This is a genomic window from Roseovarius tolerans (genome assembly GCF_028885395.1).
Taxonomy (GTDB): Bacteria; Pseudomonadota; Alphaproteobacteria; order Rhodobacterales; family Rhodobacteraceae; genus Roseovarius; species Roseovarius tolerans.
This window is the reverse complement of the sequence record NZ_CP118494.1, coordinates 2,106,739-2,125,632: the sequence shown is the minus strand read 5'-3', so window position 1 is coordinate 2,125,632 and position 18,894 is coordinate 2,106,739. Positions and strand designations below refer to the sequence as shown.

The following is an 18,894-nucleotide window of genomic DNA, read 5'->3' as shown; positions in this document are numbered from 1 at the left end:
CTATCTGCTCAGAACATTATAGGGGCGGATGAGGGGACAGACGATGCGCACGGTGGTTTTCGATCTCGATGGAACGCTGGCCGATACGAGCGGCGATCTTGTCGCCGCCGCCAATGCCTGTTTCCGGGGGCTTGGGGTGGGCGACATGCTCGATCCCGTGGCCGATGCCGGGGTCGCGCTGCGCGGCGGGCGGGCGATGCTGAGCCTCGGGATGGAACGGTTGGGGCGCGGCGCGGATGTGGCCGAGATCGACCGGCAATATCCGATCCTGCTGGAGGCCTATGCCCAGGCGATCGACGTGCATACCACGCTCTATCCCGGGGCGATGGAGGCCGTCGCGGGGCTGAGCGATGCAGGCTACAAGGTGGCCATTTGCACCAACAAGCCAGAGCGGCTGGCGCGGCTGCTGATGGAGCGGCTGGGTGTTCTGGGGGCCTTTGCCGCGCTGACCGGGGCCGATACGCTGGCGGTGCGCAAGCCGGATCCCGAGCATCTGCGCGAGACGGTGCGGCGCGCGGGTGGCGATCCCATGCGCTCGCTTCTGGTGGGCGATACCGTGACCGATTTCGATACCGCGCGTGCAGCGGGCGTGCCCTCGGTGCTGGTGGGATTTGGCCCCAATGGCGCTGCGGTGGCGGATCTGGGGCCGGAGGCCGTGATCGGCCATTACGACGAATTGCCCGGCGTGGTCACGCGGCTTATCGGGTAAGGCGCAGGGCGGTTTCGGATTTTGCGAATATGCCGAGGCGGCGCGCAGGAAAGCATTGACGCGGGCCGGATCGGCACCCAAAACAAAGCCATGACCGAGGTATTCAAAGGCAATTTCACCCAGCAGGAGCCGATCCCCGATGAGGGGATCGAGGCGGCGATGAGCGTGCTGCGCTCGGGCCGGTTGCATCGCTACAACCTTGTCGGCGAGGAGCCGGGTGAGGTGGCGCTCTTGGAGCGGGAATTCGCGGAGTATACCGGGGCACGCTATGCGCTTGCCGTGGCCTCGGGCGGCTATGCGATGGCCACGGCGCTGCGCGCGCTTGGGGTCGGGCCGGGGGACCGGGTGCTGACCAATGCCTTCACGCTCGCCCCGGTGCCGGGTTCGATTGCCAGTGTCGGCGCGGTGCCGGTCTTTGTCGGCGTGACCGAGGCGCTGACCATCGACCTCGATGATCTCGCGGCCAAGACGCAGGAGGCCGATGTGCTGATGCTGAGCCACATGCGCGGGCATTTGGCGGATATGAATCGGCTTATGGAAATCTGCGACGCGGGCGGTGTTACCGTGGTCGAGGATTGCGCGCATACGATGGGCGCGGCGTGGCGCGGCGTGCCCTCGGGGCGGTGGGGCCGTGTGGGCTGTTATTCCACCCAGACCTACAAGCACATGAATTCCGGCGAGGGTGGGTTTCTGGTCACCGATGATGACGAGGTGATGGCCCGCGCGATCATGCTGTCGGGGTCCTACATGCTCTATGGTCGGCACGGGACGGTGCCGCCTGACGAGGTGTTCGAGCGGGTGAAGTACGACACGCCCAATGTCTCGGGGCGGATGGACCATCTGCGCGCCGCGCTCCTGCGACCGCAGTTGCGCGCGCTGGAGGGCCAGGTCGAGAAGTGGAACGCGCGGTATCGCGTGGTCGAGGAGGGCTTGCGTGGCACGCCGGGCCTGACCCTGCCGGAGCGCGGCGAGCAGGAGAGCTATGTCGGCTCGTCCATTCAGTTCTTGCTGCTCGACTGGGACGGGGCGCGCATTGGTGAAGTGCTGAAACGTTGTGTCGCGCGGGGGGTGGAGCTTAAATGGTTTGGCGCGGCGGAACCGGCGGGGTTCACCAGCCGCTATGACAGTTGGCGCTATGCGCCGTCCGCGCCGATGCCCGCGAGCGACCGCATTTTGCGCGGCATTGTCGACATGCGCCTGCCGCTGACCTTCAGCCTTGAGGATTGTGCGCAGATCGCGCGGATCATCCGGGCCGAGGTGGGGGCGGTCTATCAGGCGGCATCTTGACGGAGTGGCTCAAATGACCTATGTGAAAGGTTCAAATGAGCCATGCATCGGAGCCACCCCATGCCGTTCGATATCGCCAATCAGCAAGAGCTCGAACAATCCTGGAAATACCTGAGCCGCAACGGCCCGGTGCCCGAATCGCCCTATGACGTGCATGCGGCGATCGAGAAGGGGCTGCCTGCGGCGGCGCTGAAACGGTTTCGGGCGGCGGTCGAGGAATTGCCGGACAAGACTTGGGCCGAGATCCTCGCGATTAGTGTCTCGCAGCTCAAGCGGCTGCGCGGCGCGGACCGGCCGCTGTCGAGCGGGGTCAGCTCGCAACTGGTGCTGTTCGCGCTGTTGCTGACGCGGGCCGAGGACGTGTTCGGTGGGCGCGCGGCGGCGCTTGACTGGATGCGGGATGAGCAGATGGCGCTTGGCGGGAGGCGGCCCATCGACCTTCTGGATACCTTTATCGGGGCGGCCCTCGTGGACCGGGCGCTGCGGCAGATCGACTACGGCGTCTATCTGTGACGCCTTTGCCGGCAGCCCTGGGCGGTGGGGCGGTGGCCGCGCACCGTCTGGACCGGGCCCGGCACGCCGCGACCTGGAGCAGCGGCGAAGGCGCGTTTCAGGCCGGGGGGCGGTGGAATTCCGTCGGGACCCGGGCTGTTTACTGCGCGCTCGACCCGTCCACGGCGATTCTGGAGGTGGCCGTGCACAAGGGGTTTCGCGTGCTCGACACGCAACCGCATATGCTGACCTCCTTCACCGTGATTACCCCCGAGCGGGTGCGGGTAATCGGACCGGAGGAGATCCCCGACGCCCGCTGGCTCGATCCCAACAACGCCGTGGCGGACCGGCGGGCCTGGGGCGATCAGCAACTGCGCGCGCATGGCATGATCGTGATCCCCTCGGTGGTGTCCCGGCGTAGCTGGAACCTCGTTTTTCTGGCGCCCTTGCCCGATGGGCGGATCAGTGATGCGGTGCAGGAGAATTTCGTGCTCGACCCGCGCCTGAACGCGACCCGCTGAGCCGCGCGCACGGGATTGACGTGAACGAGGCCTTGTGTCTATAAATGAACAAGTGTTCAATAAATCCGTTCCGGAGGAGGAAGCGCGATGTTCAATGCCGTGATGCAGTTTGATCTGGGCGAGGATGTGAACGCCCTGCGCGAGATGGTGCATCGGTGGGCGCAGGAGCGCGTCAAGCCTATGGCGGCGGATGTGGACCGTGACAACGCCTTTCCGAATGAGCTGTGGCGCGAGATGGGCGATCTGGGCCTGCTGGGGATCACCGTGCCGGAGGAATACGGCGGCTCGGGGATGAATTACCTTGCCCATGTGATCGCGGTGGAAGAGATCGCGCGCGCCTCTGCCTCGGTGTCGCTCAGCTATGGCGCGCATTCCAATCTCTGCGTCAACCAGATCAAGCTGAACGGGACGAATGAGCAGAGGGCGAAATACCTGCCCGGTCTGGTCAGTGGCGAACATGTCGGTGCGCTCGCCATGTCCGAGGCGGGGGCGGGCAGTGATGTGGTCGCCATGAAGCTGCGCGCCGAGAAGCGCAACGATCACTACAAGCTGAATGGCAACAAGTACTGGATCACCAACGGGCCGGATGCCGACACGCTCGTGGTCTATGCCAAGACCGACCCTGAGGCGGGGGCCAAGGGCATCACCGCGTTCCTGATCGAGAAGACGATGACCGGGTTCAGCACGAGCCCGCATTTTGACAAGTTGGGAATGCGCGGCAGCAACACCGCCGAGTTGATCTTTGACGATGTCGAGGTGCCGTTCGAGAATGTGCTGGGCGAAGAAGGCAAGGGCGTGCGCGTGCTCATGTCGGGCCTCGATTACGAGCGCGTGGTGCTGGCGGGGATCGGCACCGGCATCATGGCGGCCTGTCTCGATGAGATCATGCCCTACATGGCCGAGCGCAAGCAGTTCGGGCAGCCCATCGGATCGTTCCAGCTGATGCAGGGCAAGATCGCGGACATGTACACAGCGATGAATTCGGCGCGCGCCTATGTCTATGAGGTGGCCAAGGCCTGTGATCGGGGGGATGTGACCCGGCAGGACGCCGCCGCCTGCTGTCTCTATGCGAGCGAGCAGGCGATGGTGCAGGCGCATCAGGCAGTGCAGGCGATGGGTGGGGCGGGCTTTCTCAGCGACGCGCCCGTCGCGCGGCTGTTCCGCGATGCCAAGCTGATGGAAATCGGGGCGGGCACGTCGGAGATCCGACGCATGCTGGTGGGCCGCGAGTTGATGGGGGCGATGACATGAAGGGGCTGATTGCGGCGCTGCTGCTGTTGCCTGTGCCGGGGATGGCACAGGATCTGGCCTTCGACATCGCCCCGGTCGAGGCCTGCATTCGCGCGGGTGGCGGTGAGACTTGTGCGGGCAAGGCGACCGAACGCTGTATCGAGGCGACGCCCGGTGGTTATACCACCATCGGCATGAGTGGCTGCACGGATCGCGAGCGGGCGCATTGGGATGGCTGGCTCAACACCGTCTATCAGCAGCTATATGCGACACTGGCGGCGCAGGACGCGCAGGCCCCGTCCTATGCGCCGAAACAGGCCGAGGCGCTGCGCGAGATGCAGCGCGCATGGATCGGGTATCGCGATACCAAATGCGGCTATGAGGCGTCGCAATGGGGCGGCGGCACGGGCGCGGGCCCGGCCACGGTGAATTGCCTTTTGCATGAGACCGCGCGGCAGATGCTTTACCTGCAATCGAGTCGGTTGGGGGAGTGACATGCCGCGCCGCCTGATCTTTCTGCCGGTTCTGGCTTTGATCGCCGTGGTGGCAGGCATCGGCCTGATGCTGGGCGGGCGCGCGGCGACGACCACCGAGACAGAGGTTATCGAACGCATGGCGGCACGCTATCTGGCCGATGCGGGTGCGGGGGCGGCCCGCTCGGATTGTGAGGCGCGTCCGGCGGTGAGCGACGACCTGTGGCTTGTGGTGGCCTGTGGCGATTATGAGTATTTTGTTGATGCCTATGGGCGGTTGGTTCATCGCAATGCACCCGGGGTAGCGTCATGAGTGGCATGCGACCTATGTTGCGCCCTGCGCCTTACGAGGTGCTTCGCGACGAGTTCCGGTGGGATATCCCGGCGCGGCTGAACATGGCCGCGCAGGTGTGTGACGACTGGGCCGGAGCGGCACCGGAGCGCGTGGCGATCATCGATCTGTCGGGCGATGGCCCGCGCGAGGTAAGCTATGGCGCGTTGCGGCGCATGGCGGATGGGCTGGCACATGCGCTTCTGGCGCGGGGTGTGATGCAGGGCGACCGGGTGGGCGTGTTGCGCAGCCAAGGCACATGGTGCGCGGCAGCGCATATCGCGATCTGGAAAATCGGTGCGATTTCAATCCCTTTGTTCAAACTCTTCAAGCATGATGCGCTGTCGAGCCGGGTGCGGGATGCGGGTGCGCGGGTGGTCGTGACAGACGCCGAGGGCGTGGGGATGCTGGCCGGTTTTGCCGAGGTGGAGCCGCTGATTCCCGAGCGCGAACCGCAGTCCGAGGCGCTGTTCGAGACGGTGGAAACCGAGACGGAGACGCCTGCCGTGCTGATCTACACGAGCGGCACCACGGGCAGCCCCAAGGGCGCGCTGCACGGCCACCGTGTGCTGACCGGGCATTTGCCGGGGGTGGAGATGAGCCACGATTTCCTCGGGCAACCCGGCGATTGCCTATGGACGCCGGCCGATTGGGCCTGGATTGGCGGGCTGTTCGATGTGCTGATGCCGGGGCTGGCAATCGGGGTGCCGGTGGTGGCGGCGCGGATGACCAAGTTCAGCGTTGCAGAGTGCGTGAGGATCGTTTCGGAAGGTTCTGTAAAAAATGTTTTTTTTCCGCCAACGGCCCTTCGGATGCTGAAAGCCGAAGATGCGCGAATCGAAGGTCTGCGCAGCGTGGCGAGCGGCGGTGAGCCGCTTGGGGGCGAGATGCTCGACTGGGGGCGGCGCGCCTTTGGCCTGACGATCAACGAGTTCTACGGGCAGACCGAGTGCAACATGGTGGGATCGTCCTGTGGCGCGCTCTTTGGTCCGCGCCCCGGTGCCTTGGGCCGCGCTGTGCCGGGGCACGAGGTGGCGGTGATCGACGGCGAGGGCGTTGAAACGAGGGGTGAGGGCGATATCGTGATAAGGCGAGGTTCGGCTTCCATGATGTTGGAATATTACGGAAAACCCCACGAGACGGCGGAGAAGTTCCGGGGCGATTGGTTGCTGACTGGCGACCGGGGTGTGATCGAGGGTGGGTTCATTCGCTTTGTCGGGCGCGAGGATGACGTGATCACCTCAGCTGGCTACCGGATCGGCCCGGCGGAGATCGAGGATTGTCTGTTGACCCATGACGCGGTCGCGACGGTGGGGGTGGTCGGCAAGCCTGACACTCTGCGCACCGAGATCATAAAGGCTTATGTGGTCCTGCGCGCGGGCTGGGACGCGTCCCCGACCTTGGCTGAAACGTTGCAGGCGCATGTCAAGGAACGCCTCGCAAGCTATTCATATCCCAGAGAAATAGAATTTCTGGATGCGCTGCCGATGACGGTGACGGGCAAGGTGATCCGCAAGGATCTCAAGGCGCGTGCGGCAGCGGAGGTGGTGCAATGAGCGCGGTGCAGGCAATGAAAAGGGCCGGTGCGATGCCCGGCCCTTTGATAGGTGAAGTCTGGGGAGGATCAGAACTTCATCACGTAGGCGATGTTGAAGACCCACGGGCTGATGTCGACATCACCGATATTGGTTCCGCCGACGGTGGCTTCGGTTTCGATGTCGATGTAGCGCACGTCGGCGCGCAAGGCGGATTTCTCGGACAGGGCAAAATCGGCACCGGCATGCAGTGCGAGACCCCAGGAGTCATCAAGGTCAAGCGATGCGCCACCCAGATTGTTGGTCTCTTCGTCGAAGAAGTAGGTGTAGTTGATACCTGCGCCGATGAAGGGCGTGATGCTGCTGCTGTTGGTGAAGTAGTACTGCAGCGACAGGGTGGGCGGCAGGTGCTTGGTTTCACCGATGTCACCGCCATTGAGGTTGAGATCATGCTTGAAGGGCCAGGCGGCCAGCAATTCGATTCCGACGCGGTCGGCGATGAAATATTCGAAAGTGATCGTCGGGCTCAGGGCCCCGTCAGCATCGACCTTGCCAACCAGGGTGTTCGAGCCGTTGCCGGGTTCGATCCAGCCAAGGCCGAGGCCGAGGAGGATGTCGCCTTGCTCCTGTGCGAGCGCTGGAGCGGCGGTCGAGGCCATCAGGGCCGCGAGGGTGAGGGCTGTGATATGTTTCATGGTCTTTCCACTCTTGTTCTGACAGCGGCGGGTATGCGCCTGAATCGCCTGTCCGACCTTGATGTGGGTCAAATTGCGCGGTCCGGCCCGTGCTGTGGTGAAATTGCAACAGGTGGGGCGCGCCTTGCCGATATGCGGGGGATTGCATCATGCAACTGAAATCGGCGGTGCTGCCGTCTTCGGAGGCGTTCCGGACCAATGAGGCGGGTCATCTCGAGGCTTTGCGCGTGGTCGAGGAGGCCGCACTGACAGCGGCGGCGGGCGGCGGCGACCGCGCCCGCGAGCGACATCTGTCGCGCGGCAAGATGTTGCCGCGCGACCGGGTAGCGGGTCTGCTCGATCCGGGCAGCCCGTTTCTGGAGGTGGGGGCGACGGCGGCGCATGGTCTCTATGACGGGGCCGCGCCGGGGGCGGGGGTGATCGCCGGGGTCGGCCGGGTGCAGGGGCGCGACGTGATGGTGGTGTGCAACGACGCCACGGTGAAGGGCGGCACCTATTATCCCATGACCGTCAAGAAGCATCTGCGCGCGCAGGAGATCGCCGAGGAATGCCATCTGCCCTGCATCTACCTTGTAGATTCGGGCGGCGCGAACCTGCCCAATCAGGATGAGGTGTTCCCGGATCGCGATCATTTCGGGCGGATTTTCTACAATCAGGCGCGGATGAGCGCGAAGGGCATCGCGCAGATCGCCGTGGTGATGGGAAGCTGCACGGCGGGAGGGGCGTATGTGCCCGCGATGTCGGATGTGACGATTATCGTCCGCGATCAGGGCACGATCTTTCTCGCCGGGCCGCCGCTCGTGAAGGCGGCGACGGGCGAGGTGGTCAGCGCCGAAGATCTGGGCGGCGGCGATGTGCACACGCGCCTCTCGGGCGTGGCAGATTATCTGGCCGAAGATGACGCGCATGCACTGGCGCTGGCGCGGCGGGCGGTGAGCAATCTGGGGGATGGGCTTGCCCCCGTTCGGGGCTGGCAGACATCCGAGGAGCCTGCCTATGATCCGGCGGAATTGCTCGGCGTGGTGCCCGCCGATCTGCGCACGCCCTACGATATTCGCGAGGTGATCGCGCGCCTGGTGGACGCAAGCCGCTTTGACGAATTCAAGGCGCGGTTCGGCGAGACGCTGGTTTGCGGCTTTGCCCATGTGAAGGGTTGCCCGGTGGGGATCATCGCCAATAACGGCGTGCTGTTCTCCGAGGCGGCCTCCAAGGGCGCGCATTTCGTGGAACTGTGCTCGCAGCGGCGCATCCCGTTGGTGTTCTTGCAGAATATCACCGGCTTCATGGTGGGTCGTAAATACGAGAATGAGGGCATCGCGCGGCACGGGGCCAAGTTGGTGACGGCGGTGGCGACGACGAGCGTGCCGAAGATCACCATGCTGGTGGGCGGTTCTTTTGGCGCGGGCAACTACGGCATGGCGGGGCGTGCCTATCAGCCGCGATTCCTGTGGACATGGCCCAATTCCCGGATTTCCGTGATGGGCGGTGCGCAGGCGGCGGGCGTGCTGGCCACGGTCAAGCGCGACGCGATGGAGAAACGCGGCGAGACGTGGTCAGCGGAAGACGAAGAGGCGTTCAAGCGCCCGACGGTGGAGATGTTCGAGCGGCAGGCGCATCCGCTCTATGCCTCGGCGCGGCTGTGGGACGATGGCTGCATCGACCCGCGCAAGAGCCGGGATGTGCTGGCGCTCTCCTTGCGCGCGGCGCTGAATGCGCCGGTGGAGGAGACGCGCTTTGGCGTCTTTCGGATGTGAGGGTGGTGATGTCGGGATTTGAGTATTTTCGGAAAGGTGAATCTGGGGGCGGGTGCCATGTTTGAGCGGATTCTGATCGCCAACCGGGGCGAGATCGCGTGCCGGGTGATGCGGACGGCGCGCAGCCTCGGGGTCGAGGTGGTGGCGGTCTATTCCGACGCCGACCGGGGCGCGGCGCATGTGGCGATGGCGGATGTCGCGGTGCATATCGGCGGGTCGGCGCCGTCGGACAGCTATCTGAAGGGCGAGGCGATCATCGCGGCGGCGCTGGAGACGGGGGCCGAGGCGATCCATCCCGGCTATGGGTTTCTGAGCGAGAACCCCGATTTCGTCGAGGCGGTGGAGGCGGCGGGGCTCGTGTTTATCGGCCCGTCGGCGTATGCGATCCGGGCGATGGGGCTCAAGGATGCTGCCAAGGCGTTGATGGAGGAGGCGGGCGTGCCGGTTGTGCCGGGCTATCATGGCAGCAATCAGGACCCCGAGCACCTGTCCGGGGCGGCTGACACCATTGGCTATCCGGTGCTGATCAAGGCCGTGGCGGGGGGCGGCGGCAAGGGCATGCGGCTGGTGGAGCGGCCGCAGGATTTTGCCGACGCTTTGGAGAGCGCGAGAGGAGAGGCGCGTACCGCCTTTGGCAACTCGGACGTGCTGATCGAGAAATTCGTCGAAAAGCCGCGCCATATCGAGGTGCAGGTGTTTGGTGACGGCACGCGCGCGGTGCATCTTTTCGAGCGCGATTGCTCCCTGCAGCGCCGTCATCAGAAGGTGATCGAGGAGGCCCCGGCACCGGGCATGACGCCCGCGATGCGCGCCGCCATGGGGCAGGCAGCGGTGCGGGCCGCCGAGGCGATCGGCTATAGCGGCGCGGGCACGGTGGAGTTTATCGTCGATGGCTCGGACGGGCTGCGCGCCGACCGGTTCTGGTTCATGGAGATGAACACGCGATTGCAGGTCGAGCATCCGGTGACGGAGGCGATCACCGGAGTCGATCTGGTGGAATGGCAGTTGCGCGTGGCCGCTGGGGAGGCGCTGCCCGCGCGTCAGGAGGACCTGACGATCAGCGGCCACGCCTTTGAGGCGCGGCTCTATGCCGAGGATGTGCCCAAGGGGTTTCTGCCCGCGACGGGGCGACTGTCGCATCTGGCCTTTCAGGCAGGTTGCCGCGCCGATAGCGGGGTGCGGGCGGGCGACGAGATCAGCCCGTTCTATGACCCGATGATCGCCAAGGTGGTCACCCATGGCCCGACGCGCGCCGTGGCGCTGCGGCGGCTGGTGCGGGCGCTGGAGGGCACGGAGGTGGCCGGGACGGTCACCAATCTCGGCTTTCTCGGTGCGCTCGCGCGGCATGACGGGTTTGCGCGCGGCGATGTCGATACCGGGCTGATTGCGCGGGATATCGAGACGCTGGTGGTGGCCCCGGTGGCGGGAGCGGGCGAGGCCGCGCTGGCGGCCCTGGCCGGGCTGGGGCTGCTCGAGGACGCGCCGGAGGCGGCGGGCTTTGTCCTGTGGCAGCCGCTGGAGCGTGACGTGGTATTGGTGTCGAACGGGGAAGAGGTGACGGTACGGCTGCGCACGCTGTCAGGCACCGCGCATGATCTGCGGGTGGGCGAGACATGGGTCGCGGCGCGGTGTGTGGACGGGCAATGGCGGCTCGATGGCGCGCCCGCGCCCGGGGTGGCGGTGGACGGCGCGCGGATCACGGTCTTTGCGCGATACGGGCTGGCCTTCGATCTGGTTGACCCGCTGGCGCGGGATAGTGCGGCGGGCGGTGATGCGGCGCTGATAGAGGCGCCGATGCCGGGGCTGGTCAAGGCGGTCTTTGCCAAGGCGGGGCAGGCGGTCTCGAAAGGCGACCGGCTGGCGGTGCTGGAGGCGATGAAGATGGAGCATAGCCTGCTGGCCGCGCGTGACGGGGTGGTGGCCGAGGTGCTGGTCGCGACAGGCGATCAGGTCAGCGCGGGGGCGGCGCTGGTTCGGTTAGAGGACGACTCATGATCATCCTGCACCATGTGCCGCTGGCGCGCTCGCTTCGGGTGCTGTGGCTGCTGGAGGAGTTGGGGCTGGACTATGAGCTGCGCTATTACTCGATCCGCGATGGCTCCATGCGTAGCCCGGAGTTTCTGGCGCTGTCGCCTGCGGGGCGCGTGCCGGTGCTGGAGCACGAGGGTGCGGTCTGGGTGGAGAGTGCGGCCATCGTGCAGATGCTGTGCGAGACCTACCCCGATGCCGGGCTGATGCCGCCGCCGGGTCACCCGGAGCGTGCGCGGTTTATGGAGATGCTGAGCCTGTCGGAGACGGTGGGGTGTCTGCTGGAAAATCTCAATCTCAATCAGGTGTTCCTGCGCCCGCCCGCGCGCCCGTCGCCCACGGTGGTGAAGCTGCTCAATGCCCGGCTGCGCGCGGTGCTGGCGGCTATGGAGGCGCGGTTGGAGGGCGACCATCTGCTGGCGTCAGGCTTTTCGGCGGCGGATATCATGTTTGTCTACGGGTTCGAGTTGGCGCGGTATTATGTAGATCTGGACGCCTATCCGCGTCTCATGGCCTATTGGGACCGGTTGCGCGCGCGGCCCGGATATCAAAGGGCCAAGGCGCGGGACGGGGAGCAGGATATCTATGCGCAGGCGTTCTATCCTGTGCCGGAGGAATGAGCATGGCAGAGCGCGTTGAAATCTTCGAGGTCGGGCCCCGCGACGGTTTGCAGAACGAGGCGGCGCGGATCGCCACGCGAGACAAGATTGCCCTCGTGAACCTGCTGAGCGAGGCAGGGTTCTCGCGCATCGAGGTTGCCAGTTTCGTCAGCCCGAAATGGGTGCCGCAGATGGCCGACTCGGGCGAGGTGTTGCGTGGGATCTGGCGCGCGCCGGGGGTGCGCTATGCTGCGCTGACGCCCAACATGCGCGGGCTCAATGACGCGCTGGAGGCCGAGGCGGATGAGGTGGCGATTTTCGGGTCGGCCTCGGAGGGGTTCTCGAAGGCCAATATCAACGCCACGATCGACGAGAGCCTCGCGCGGTTTGCCCCGGTGCTGGAGGCGGCGGGTGCCGAGGGGCTGCGGGTGCGCGGCTACGTGTCCTGCGTGGTGGAGTGCCCTTATGACGGGCCGGTCGATCCAGGGCAGGTGGTGCGCGTGGCCGAGGCGCTGTGGCAGATGGGATGCTACGAGATCAGTCTTGGAGACACCATTGGCCGTGGCACGCCCGAGGCGGTCGATGCGATGCTGGCGGCGGTCTGCGATGCGCTGCCGGCGGAGCGGCTGGCAGGACATTTCCACGACACGTCGGGCCGCGCGCTCGACAATATCGAAGCGTCGCTGGCGCGCGGGTTGCGGGTGTTCGATGCTGCGGTCGGTGGTCTTGGGGGCTGTCCCTATGCGCCGGGTGCTGCGGGCAATGTGGCGACGGAGAAGGTGCATGAGCGTCTGGCGACGCTTGGATACGAGACCGGTCTGGATGCGGACGTGCTGGCGCGCGCGGCGGAGATGGCGCGGGCGATGCGGGGTGACGGGTAAAATTCTTGAAAAGATTTTTGACAAATTTCTTTTGAAGAAATTTGGTGCGAAGAGGAGAGGGCATGACCGAGACGATCAGCATCGAGCAAGACGCGCGGGGGGTGGTGACGCTGTGGCTGGACCGGGCGGAGAAGCATAACGCCATGTCGGCGCAGATGATTGCGGAGTTGCACCAGGCGGTGATGGAGCTTGGCGCGGATGACTCTGTGCGTGTTGTTGTGCTGGCGGCGAAGGGAAAGACATTCTGCGCCGGTGGCGATCTGGGCTGGATGCGGGATCAATTCGAGGCGGACCCGGAGGCGCGTGGACGCGAGGCCGCCAAGCTGGCGCATATGCTGCAGGCACTCAATACGCTGCCGAAGCCGCTGATCGGCCGGGTGCATGGCAATGCCTTTGGCGGGGGTGTCGGGCTGATGAGCGTGTGCGATGTGGTGATCGGCGCGGAGGCAGCGCAGTTTGCGCTGACCGAGACGCGGTTGGGGCTGATCCCTGCCACGATCGGGCCTTACGTGGCGGCACGCATGGGCGAGGCACGGGCGCGGCGCGTCTTCATGTCGGGGCGGCGGTTCGATGCGGGTGAGGCGAAAGATCTGGGCTTGCTGGCGCGGGCGGTGCCCGAGGGTGAACTTGATGCGGCGGTCGAGGCCGAGGTCGCGCCCTATCTTGATTGCGCGCCGGGGGCGGTGGCGCGGGCCAAGGTGCTGTTGCGCGATCTGGGGCCGCGGATCGACGAGGCGGTGATCGGGCAGACCGTCGAGGCGCTGGCCGAGTGCTGGGCCGGGGACGAGGCGCCGGAGGGCATCGGCGCGTTCTTCGACAAGCGCGCGCCTCGCTGGCGGGGCTGAGTCGCGCGGATTTGCCGCGATGCGGCGACAGGCGGTCAGGTTTTCGGTCCAATTCGCTCCATTTGCGGCATACTATCGCATACATAAATGCAGATTCAGGCCTGCCGGGCAATCAAACCCGCGCACGCTTGGTTGACCCCATCAAGGGGCGGGTTTAAACCCGGCATAGTCATGCAGCCATCTTGATGCGCCCGCGCCCGCGCATGAAAGGAGCCACCTCGTGGAAGAGATGCTGAGGGAATACCTCCCCATCCTGATTTTGCTGGCCATTGCCATAGGTCTCGGGCTGGTCCTGATCCTGGCTGCCGTGGTGCTGGCGGTTCGCAACCCCGACCCGGAAAAGCTGAGCGCCTATGAGTGCGGCTTTAACGCCTTTGATGACGCGCGGATGAAGTTCGATGTTCGGTTTTATCTGGTGTCGATCCTCTTCATCATCTTTGACCTTGAGATTGCCATGCTATTTCCATGGGCAGTCGCCTTTCAGGATCTGAGCATGGCGGCATTTTGGTCGATGATGGTGTTTCTGGCCGTTCTGACCGCCGGATTCGCCTATGAATGGCGCAAGGGAGCGATGGAATGGGAGTGAACGATCAAGACGACGCGGTCGTGACAGAAACGCAGGGGCAGGGCCAGGGCAACCAGAGCCCGCGCGTGAAATCCGCGCCGTCGAGCCTCGCTCCGGTTGAGGCTTACGAGCCGGGTGAGACCCGCGAACCTGCGATGCAGGCGCTGAATGCCGAGTTGCAAGACAAGGGGTTTCTGGTGACCTCGACCGAGGACATCATCAATTGGGCACGCACCGGCAGCCTGCATTGGATGACCTTTGGCCTGGCGTGTTGCGCGGTCGAGATGATGCACACCGCGATGCCGCGTTACGACGTGGAGCGGTTCGGTTTTGCACCGCGCGCCAGCCCGCGCCAGTCTGACGTGATGATCGTGGCGGGCACGCTGACCAACAAGATGGCCCCGGCGCTGCGCAAGGTCTATGACCAGATGCCGGAGCCGCGCTACGTGATTTCGATGGGGTCCTGCGCCAATGGCGGCGGCTATTACCACTATAGCTATTCGGTGGTGCGCGGCTGTGACCGGATCGTGCCGGTCGACATCTATGTGCCGGGCTGCCCGCCGACCGCCGAGGCGCTGGTTTATGGCATCCTCCAGTTGCAGCGCAAAATCCGCCGGACAGGGACGATCGTGAGATGAGCAAGGCACTCAATGAACTGGGCGCATATATCGAGTTGAAGCGCGGCGATTGCGTGCTGGGCTGGGATGTGACGCATGGCGAGCTCAATGTCGATGTGGCGCTGCCGAACATCAGCGGGCTGGTGGAGTTTCTCAAGACTGATCAGACCTGCGCGTTCTCGACGCTGGTCGATATCACGGCGGTGGATTATCCCGAGCGGCCAAAGCGGTTCGACGTGGTTTATCACCTGTTGAGCATGTATCAAAACCACCGTGTCCGCCTACGCGTCGCTGTGCGCGAAGAGGACATGGTGCCCTCGATCACCGAGATTTTCCCCTCGGCCAACTGGTTCGAGCGCGAGGTGTTCGACATGTTCGGCATCCTTTTCTCGGGCCATTCCGACCTGCGGCGCATCCTGACCGATTACGGCTTTCGCGGCCATCCGCTGCGCAAGGATTTCCCGACCACGGGTTATACCGAGGTGCGCTATGACGAGGTGCAGAAGCGCGTTGTCTATGAACCGGTGAAACTGGTGCAGGAATACCGGCAGTTCGATTTCATGTCGCCCTGGGAAGGGGCTGATTACATCCTTCCGGGTGATGAAAAGGAAGAGGGCGCGAAATGATGAGCGGCGGCTATGGCATGGGTGGCGGTGGCGTGATCTTCATGCTGCTTTTCGCGGTATTGATCATCATCCCGTTCTGGAAGTTGTTGCCGAAATTCGGCATTCCCAGTTGGGTGAGCCTCGTGTCGATCATCCCGCTTGGGGCGCTGGTCCTGCTTTGGGTCATGGCGTTCCGCGACAAGCTTGACGGAGGACGCAGATAATGGACGGCTCCAAATTCGAAGACACCCTTACGGGTGAGCAGAAAATTCGCAACTTCAACCTTAACTTCGGACCACAACACCCTGCTGCGCATGGGGTTTTGCGTCTGGTGCTTGAGTTGGACGGCGAGTTGGTCGAGCGGTGCGACCCGCATATTGGCCTGCTCCATCGCGGCACCGAAAAGCTGATGGAAAGCCGCACCTACCTGCAGAACCTGCCCTATCTGGACCGTCTGGATTACGTGGCCCCGATGAACCAGGAACATGCCTGGTGCCTGGCGATCGAAAAACTGACCGGCGTCGAGGTGCCGCGCCGCGCGAGCCTGATCCGGGTGCTTTATTCCGAGATTGGTCGTGTGCTGAACCACCTGCTGAACGTCACCACCCAGGCCATGGATGTGGGCGCTCTGACCCCGCCGCTCTGGGGTTTTGAAGAGCGCGAAAAGCTGATGGTGTTCTATGAACGGGCCTGTGGTGCGCGGCTGCACGCGGCGTATTTCCGGCCCGGCGGCGTGCACCAGGATCTGCCGCCTGAATTGCTCGACGATATCGAGGAATGGGCCAAGGACTTTCCGCGCGTGCTCGATGATATCGACGGTATGCTGACGGAAAACCGCATCTTCAAGCAGCGCAATGCCGATATCGGCGTTGTGAGCCAGCAAGAGGCACTTGATTGGGGCTTTAGCGGCGTGATGGTGCGCGGCTCTGGCATGGCGTGGGATCTGCGTCGCGCGCAGCCCTATGAATGCTATGACGAGTTCGATTTCCTTGTTCCGGTGGGCAAGAATGGCGACTGCTATGACCGCTATCTCGTGCGGATGGAAGAAATGCGCCAGAGTCTGCGGATCATCCATCAGGCCATCGAGAAGCTGCGCGCGCCCGAGGGTCAGGGCGATATCCTCTCGCGCGGCAAGGTGACGCCGCCCAAGCGCGGCGAGATGAAGCGCTCGATGGAGGCGCTCATCCATCACTTCAAGCTCTATACCGAGGGGTTCCGCGTGCCCGAGGGCGAGGTCTATTGCGCGGTCGAGGCGCCCAAGGGCGAGTTTGGCGTTTATCTGGTGGCTGATGGCACCAACCGGCCATACCGCGCCAAGCTGCGCGCGCCGGGGTTCCTGCACCTGCAGGCGATGGACCATATCTCCAAGGGGCACCAACTGGCCGATATCGCGGCGATCATCGGCACGATGGATGTCGTCTTTGGGGAGATCGACAGGTAATGAGCGCGAATTGGCTTGGCAGTGCGGCCCGAGGGGCGGGGCGAACGGCGGTGGGGTGCCTCACCGTGGGTTTGCTTTCCGGTGCCGCACAGGCGCAAGCCGTACCGTCAGAGCGGATCGAGGCCTTTGTCGCCGTGATGGCCGAGCATGGTTGTCGCATGTCACCGTTTCACGCCGACGAGGTGATGCCGGGCGCGGGCTTTGACGCCAAGGCCGAGACCAAGGCGATCACCGAACAGTTGGTCAACGAGGAGCGTGCGCGCATTCTCGATGGTCAACTGGTGGTCTTTGGCGGGGCCTGTGGCGGCAAGCTCGATTATTCGGGGCGCGAGCGGTTCTTTGCGGCGATTGCCGACAACAACTGCGTGATGACTATCGACGAGGCCAAGCTGCTCTTGCCGGGCGTGGGCGTCGAGATGACCGAAGTGCAGCTCTTGATGGACAAGATGCTGCGCATGTCTGAAATCCGGCTCTCTTCGGACGAGAAGGCTGTGTTTCTCGAAGAAAGCCTGTGTGACAAGTTCAAGGGCCTCTCGCCGCAGATGATGGCGAGTGCGCCCGAGGCGGCGGTCGAGCCGCGCAGCGCGGATGCGCTGCGGGCCGATTTCATCGCCTATATGCAGGGGGTGGGCTGTTCGCTTGGCCGGTCCGAGGCCGACCGGCAGTTGCCCGCCGCCGGGTTTACCACGAAGGAGCTGCGACCGGTGATCGGCGCGATGCTGCAAGCGGGGGAGGCCGAGATGAACGTCGCCGATGACAGCCTGACGATCTCAGAGGAGCTCTGCCCGCGATGAGCCGGATATGTCTTGCCCTTGGCCTGATTGGCCTGACCGCTGCCTGCGCGCTGCCGCCCGATGGGGTGAGCGAGGCCGATCTGGCGCGCTACGATTCCGCCGTGACCAGCCTTGGCTGCACGTTGGTGACCGAACCGGATTACCTGGCCGCTGGTATCCAGACCGGCCTCACACGCGAGCAACTGCTCGAGGTGACCGCTTATAAACTTTCCTCCGGAGGCGCTGAACGGCTGCCCGAGGGAGGTATCAAATTGACCACAGGAGCCTGTGCCTGAGAATGCTACGTCGTCTCTATCATGACCAGCCCGAGAGCTTTGCCTTCAGCCCCGCCAACCAGGCCTGGGCCGAGGGGCAGATCAGCAAGTATCCCGAGGGGCGGCAGGCAAGCGCGATAATTCCGCTCTTGTGGCGCGCGCAGGAGCAGGAGGGCTGGCTAAGCCGCCCGGCGATCGAGCATGTCGCCGACATGCTCGATATGGATTATATCCGCGCGCTTGAGGTCGCGACCTTCTACTTCATGTTCCAGCTGCAACCGGTTGGCAGCGTGGCACATTTCCAGATTTGCGGCACGACAAGCTGCATGATCTGCGGGGCTGAGGATCTGATCGGCGTGTGCAAGGAAAAGATTGCCGCCAACCCGTATGAGCTGTCGGCGGATGGCAAGTTTTCATGGGAAGAGGTGGAATGCCTCGGGGCCTGCGCGAATGCGCCGATGGCGCAGATCGGCAAGGATTACTACGAGGATCTGACCGCTGCGCGGTTTGCCGAGATCATCGAGGAACTGGCGGCTGGCAAGGTGCCGACACCCGGGCCGCAGAACGGGCGCTATGCGTCGGAGCCAAAGGGCGGCCTGACCAGCCTCACCGATTTCGAGAGCGGGCGCGCGCAGTATAACGGCAGCGTGCAGCGTGCGGTCGATCTGGGCGACACGATCAAGCGCATTGACGGGTCGGAGGTGCCGCTGCTGACACCGTGGCGCGACAAGGGCGCGATGCATCAGCCTGCGGCCCCGTCGGTCAAGGTGAACGAGGAACCGGTCGAGATCACGCGCAAGGTGGCCCCGGCAACCCCGGTGGACAAAACCGGCGCGACCAAGGGCGAGGCTCAGGCCAAGACCAAGGCCAAGCCCGAGGCCTCCGCTGCCGCGAAGCCGGTTCAGGATCCGAAAGAGCCGGAAGCCGAGGCCGGGCAGGGCACCAAGCCTGCAACGCTGGACGGCCCGCGCAAGGGCAAGGCGGACGATTTGAAAATGATCAAGGGGGTTGGACCCAAGCTGGAGGCATTGCTGCACACGCTTGGGTTCTACCACTTCGATCAGGTGGCGAACTGGACACGAGATGAGGTCAGTTGGGTCGACCAGAACCTTGAGGGTTTCAAGGGGCGGGTCAGCCGCGACAACTGGGTTGAGCAGGCGAAACTGCTGGCTGAGGGCAAAGAGACGGAGTTCTCTGCCCGGGCCAAGAAAGGCGGGGTCTATTGAACGCGCCTGCTT

The 18,894-nt window shown here is 64.5% G+C and carries 22 protein-coding genes; 21 read left to right on the top strand and 1 reads right to left on the bottom strand.

Going from position 1 to position 18,894, the window contains the following annotated elements; all coding sequences use genetic code 11:
• The first annotated feature begins 43 nt into the window (after nt 1-43).
• From PVU19_RS10470 to PVU19_RS10435, 8 genes are all read left to right on the top strand, one after another.
• Nucleotides 44-709, top strand: coding sequence for an HAD-IA family hydrolase (locus PVU19_RS10470; RefSeq protein WP_050662524.1), 666 nt, complete (start codon nt 44-46; stop codon nt 707-709).
• A gap of 90 nt (nt 710-799) precedes the next feature.
• A complete protein-coding gene (locus tag PVU19_RS10465; protein ID WP_050662523.1) occupies nt 800-1,996 on the top strand; it encodes a DegT/DnrJ/EryC1/StrS family aminotransferase in 1,197 nt (398 codons plus the stop codon).
• A gap of 60 nt (nt 1,997-2,056) precedes the next feature.
• Nucleotides 2,057-2,509: a type II RES/Xre toxin-antitoxin system antitoxin gene (gene parS, locus PVU19_RS10460; protein ID WP_050662522.1), complete on the top strand. Its 453-nt coding sequence runs from the start codon at nt 2,057-2,059 to the stop codon at nt 2,507-2,509.
• A gap of 32 nt (nt 2,510-2,541) precedes the next feature.
• Nucleotides 2,542-3,009 (top strand): RES family NAD+ phosphorylase, encoded by a 468-nt coding sequence (locus tag PVU19_RS10455; RefSeq protein ID WP_235575773.1) that lies wholly within the window; start codon nt 2,542-2,544, stop codon nt 3,007-3,009.
• A gap of 87 nt (nt 3,010-3,096) precedes the next feature.
• On the top strand, nt 3,097-4,260 hold the full coding sequence (locus tag PVU19_RS10450) for an isovaleryl-CoA dehydrogenase (protein ID WP_050662520.1): 1,164 nt from the start codon (nt 3,097-3,099) through the stop codon (nt 4,258-4,260).
• The gene (locus PVU19_RS10445) at nt 4,257-4,733 is read left to right on the top strand and encodes a lysozyme inhibitor LprI family protein (RefSeq protein ID WP_050662519.1); all 477 of its coding nucleotides are present in this window, start codon (nt 4,257-4,259) and stop codon (nt 4,731-4,733) included. Before PVU19_RS10450 ends, PVU19_RS10445 begins: the two co-directional genes overlap by 4 nt.
• Before the next feature lies 1 nt (nt 4,734).
• The gene (locus tag PVU19_RS10440) at nt 4,735-5,025 is read left to right on the top strand and encodes a hypothetical protein (protein WP_050662518.1); all 291 of its coding nucleotides are present in this window, start codon (nt 4,735-4,737) and stop codon (nt 5,023-5,025) included.
• A gap of 14 nt (nt 5,026-5,039) precedes the next feature.
• Complete coding sequence (locus PVU19_RS10435) at nt 5,040-6,599, top strand: AMP-binding protein (protein ID WP_235575771.1); 1,560 nt, start codon at nt 5,040-5,042, stop codon at nt 6,597-6,599.
• 68 nt (nt 6,600-6,667) lie between these two features.
• Here the strand turns inward: PVU19_RS10435 and PVU19_RS10430 are convergent, their stop codons facing one another.
• Nucleotides 6,668-7,273, bottom strand: coding sequence for an OmpW/AlkL family protein (locus PVU19_RS10430; protein ID WP_050662569.1), 606 nt, complete (start codon nt 7,271-7,273; stop codon nt 6,668-6,670).
• Between the two features lie 149 nt (nt 7,274-7,422).
• On the opposite strand from PVU19_RS10430, the gene PVU19_RS10425 reads away from it, so the two are divergent.
• From PVU19_RS10425 to PVU19_RS10365, 13 genes are all read left to right on the top strand, one after another.
• Nucleotides 7,423-9,027, top strand: a complete 1,605-nt coding sequence (locus tag PVU19_RS10425; protein ID WP_274789753.1) for a carboxyl transferase domain-containing protein — start codon at nt 7,423-7,425, stop codon at nt 9,025-9,027.
• A gap of 57 nt (nt 9,028-9,084) precedes the next feature.
• On the top strand, nt 9,085-11,022 hold the full coding sequence (locus tag PVU19_RS10420; RefSeq protein ID WP_050663920.1) for an acetyl/propionyl/methylcrotonyl-CoA carboxylase subunit alpha: 1,938 nt from the start codon (nt 9,085-9,087) through the stop codon (nt 11,020-11,022).
• Nucleotides 11,019-11,675, top strand: coding sequence for a glutathione S-transferase family protein (locus PVU19_RS10415; protein ID WP_050663921.1), 657 nt, complete (start codon nt 11,019-11,021; stop codon nt 11,673-11,675). The genes PVU19_RS10420 and PVU19_RS10415 overlap by 4 nt, the downstream gene beginning before the upstream one ends.
• Before the next feature lie 2 nt (nt 11,676-11,677).
• Entirely contained in the window at nt 11,678-12,535 is an 858-nt protein-coding gene (locus PVU19_RS10410; RefSeq protein WP_050663922.1) for a hydroxymethylglutaryl-CoA lyase, read from the top strand.
• Between the two features lie 62 nt (nt 12,536-12,597).
• Nucleotides 12,598-13,380, top strand: a complete 783-nt coding sequence (locus PVU19_RS10405) for a crotonase/enoyl-CoA hydratase family protein (protein WP_050663923.1) — start codon at nt 12,598-12,600, stop codon at nt 13,378-13,380.
• A gap of 220 nt (nt 13,381-13,600) precedes the next feature.
• Nucleotides 13,601-13,966, top strand: coding sequence for an NADH-quinone oxidoreductase subunit A (locus PVU19_RS10400; RefSeq protein WP_175477310.1), 366 nt, complete (start codon nt 13,601-13,603; stop codon nt 13,964-13,966).
• 134 nt (nt 13,967-14,100) lie between these two features.
• Nucleotides 14,101-14,583 (top strand): NuoB/complex I 20 kDa subunit family protein, encoded by a 483-nt coding sequence (locus PVU19_RS10395; RefSeq protein ID WP_050663944.1) that lies wholly within the window; start codon nt 14,101-14,103, stop codon nt 14,581-14,583.
• Nucleotides 14,580-15,188 carry an NADH-quinone oxidoreductase subunit C gene (locus PVU19_RS10390; RefSeq protein ID WP_050663925.1) on the top strand — a complete coding sequence of 203 codons (609 nt, stop codon included), beginning with the start codon at nt 14,580-14,582 and terminating at the stop codon, nt 15,186-15,188. The genes PVU19_RS10395 and PVU19_RS10390 overlap by 4 nt, the downstream gene beginning before the upstream one ends.
• Nucleotides 15,188-15,391 (top strand): hypothetical protein, encoded by a 204-nt coding sequence (locus PVU19_RS10385; RefSeq protein WP_235575872.1) that lies wholly within the window; start codon nt 15,188-15,190, stop codon nt 15,389-15,391. The genes PVU19_RS10390 and PVU19_RS10385 overlap by 1 nt, the downstream gene beginning before the upstream one ends.
• Nucleotides 15,391-16,608, top strand: a complete 1,218-nt coding sequence (locus tag PVU19_RS10380) for an NADH-quinone oxidoreductase subunit D (RefSeq protein WP_050663926.1) — start codon at nt 15,391-15,393, stop codon at nt 16,606-16,608. Before PVU19_RS10385 ends, PVU19_RS10380 begins: the two co-directional genes overlap by 1 nt.
• Nucleotides 16,608-17,402, top strand: a complete 795-nt coding sequence (locus PVU19_RS10375; protein WP_050663927.1) for a hypothetical protein — start codon at nt 16,608-16,610, stop codon at nt 17,400-17,402. The genes PVU19_RS10380 and PVU19_RS10375 overlap by 1 nt, the downstream gene beginning before the upstream one ends.
• Nucleotides 17,399-17,677, top strand: a complete 279-nt coding sequence (locus PVU19_RS10370; RefSeq protein ID WP_050663928.1) for a hypothetical protein — start codon at nt 17,399-17,401, stop codon at nt 17,675-17,677. The genes PVU19_RS10375 and PVU19_RS10370 overlap by 4 nt, the downstream gene beginning before the upstream one ends.
• 2 nt (nt 17,678-17,679) lie before the next feature.
• Nucleotides 17,680-18,882 carry an NADH-quinone oxidoreductase subunit E gene (locus PVU19_RS10365; protein WP_050663929.1) on the top strand — a complete coding sequence of 401 codons (1,203 nt, stop codon included), beginning with the start codon at nt 17,680-17,682 and terminating at the stop codon, nt 18,880-18,882.
• Nucleotides 18,883-18,894 lie beyond the last annotated feature (12 nt).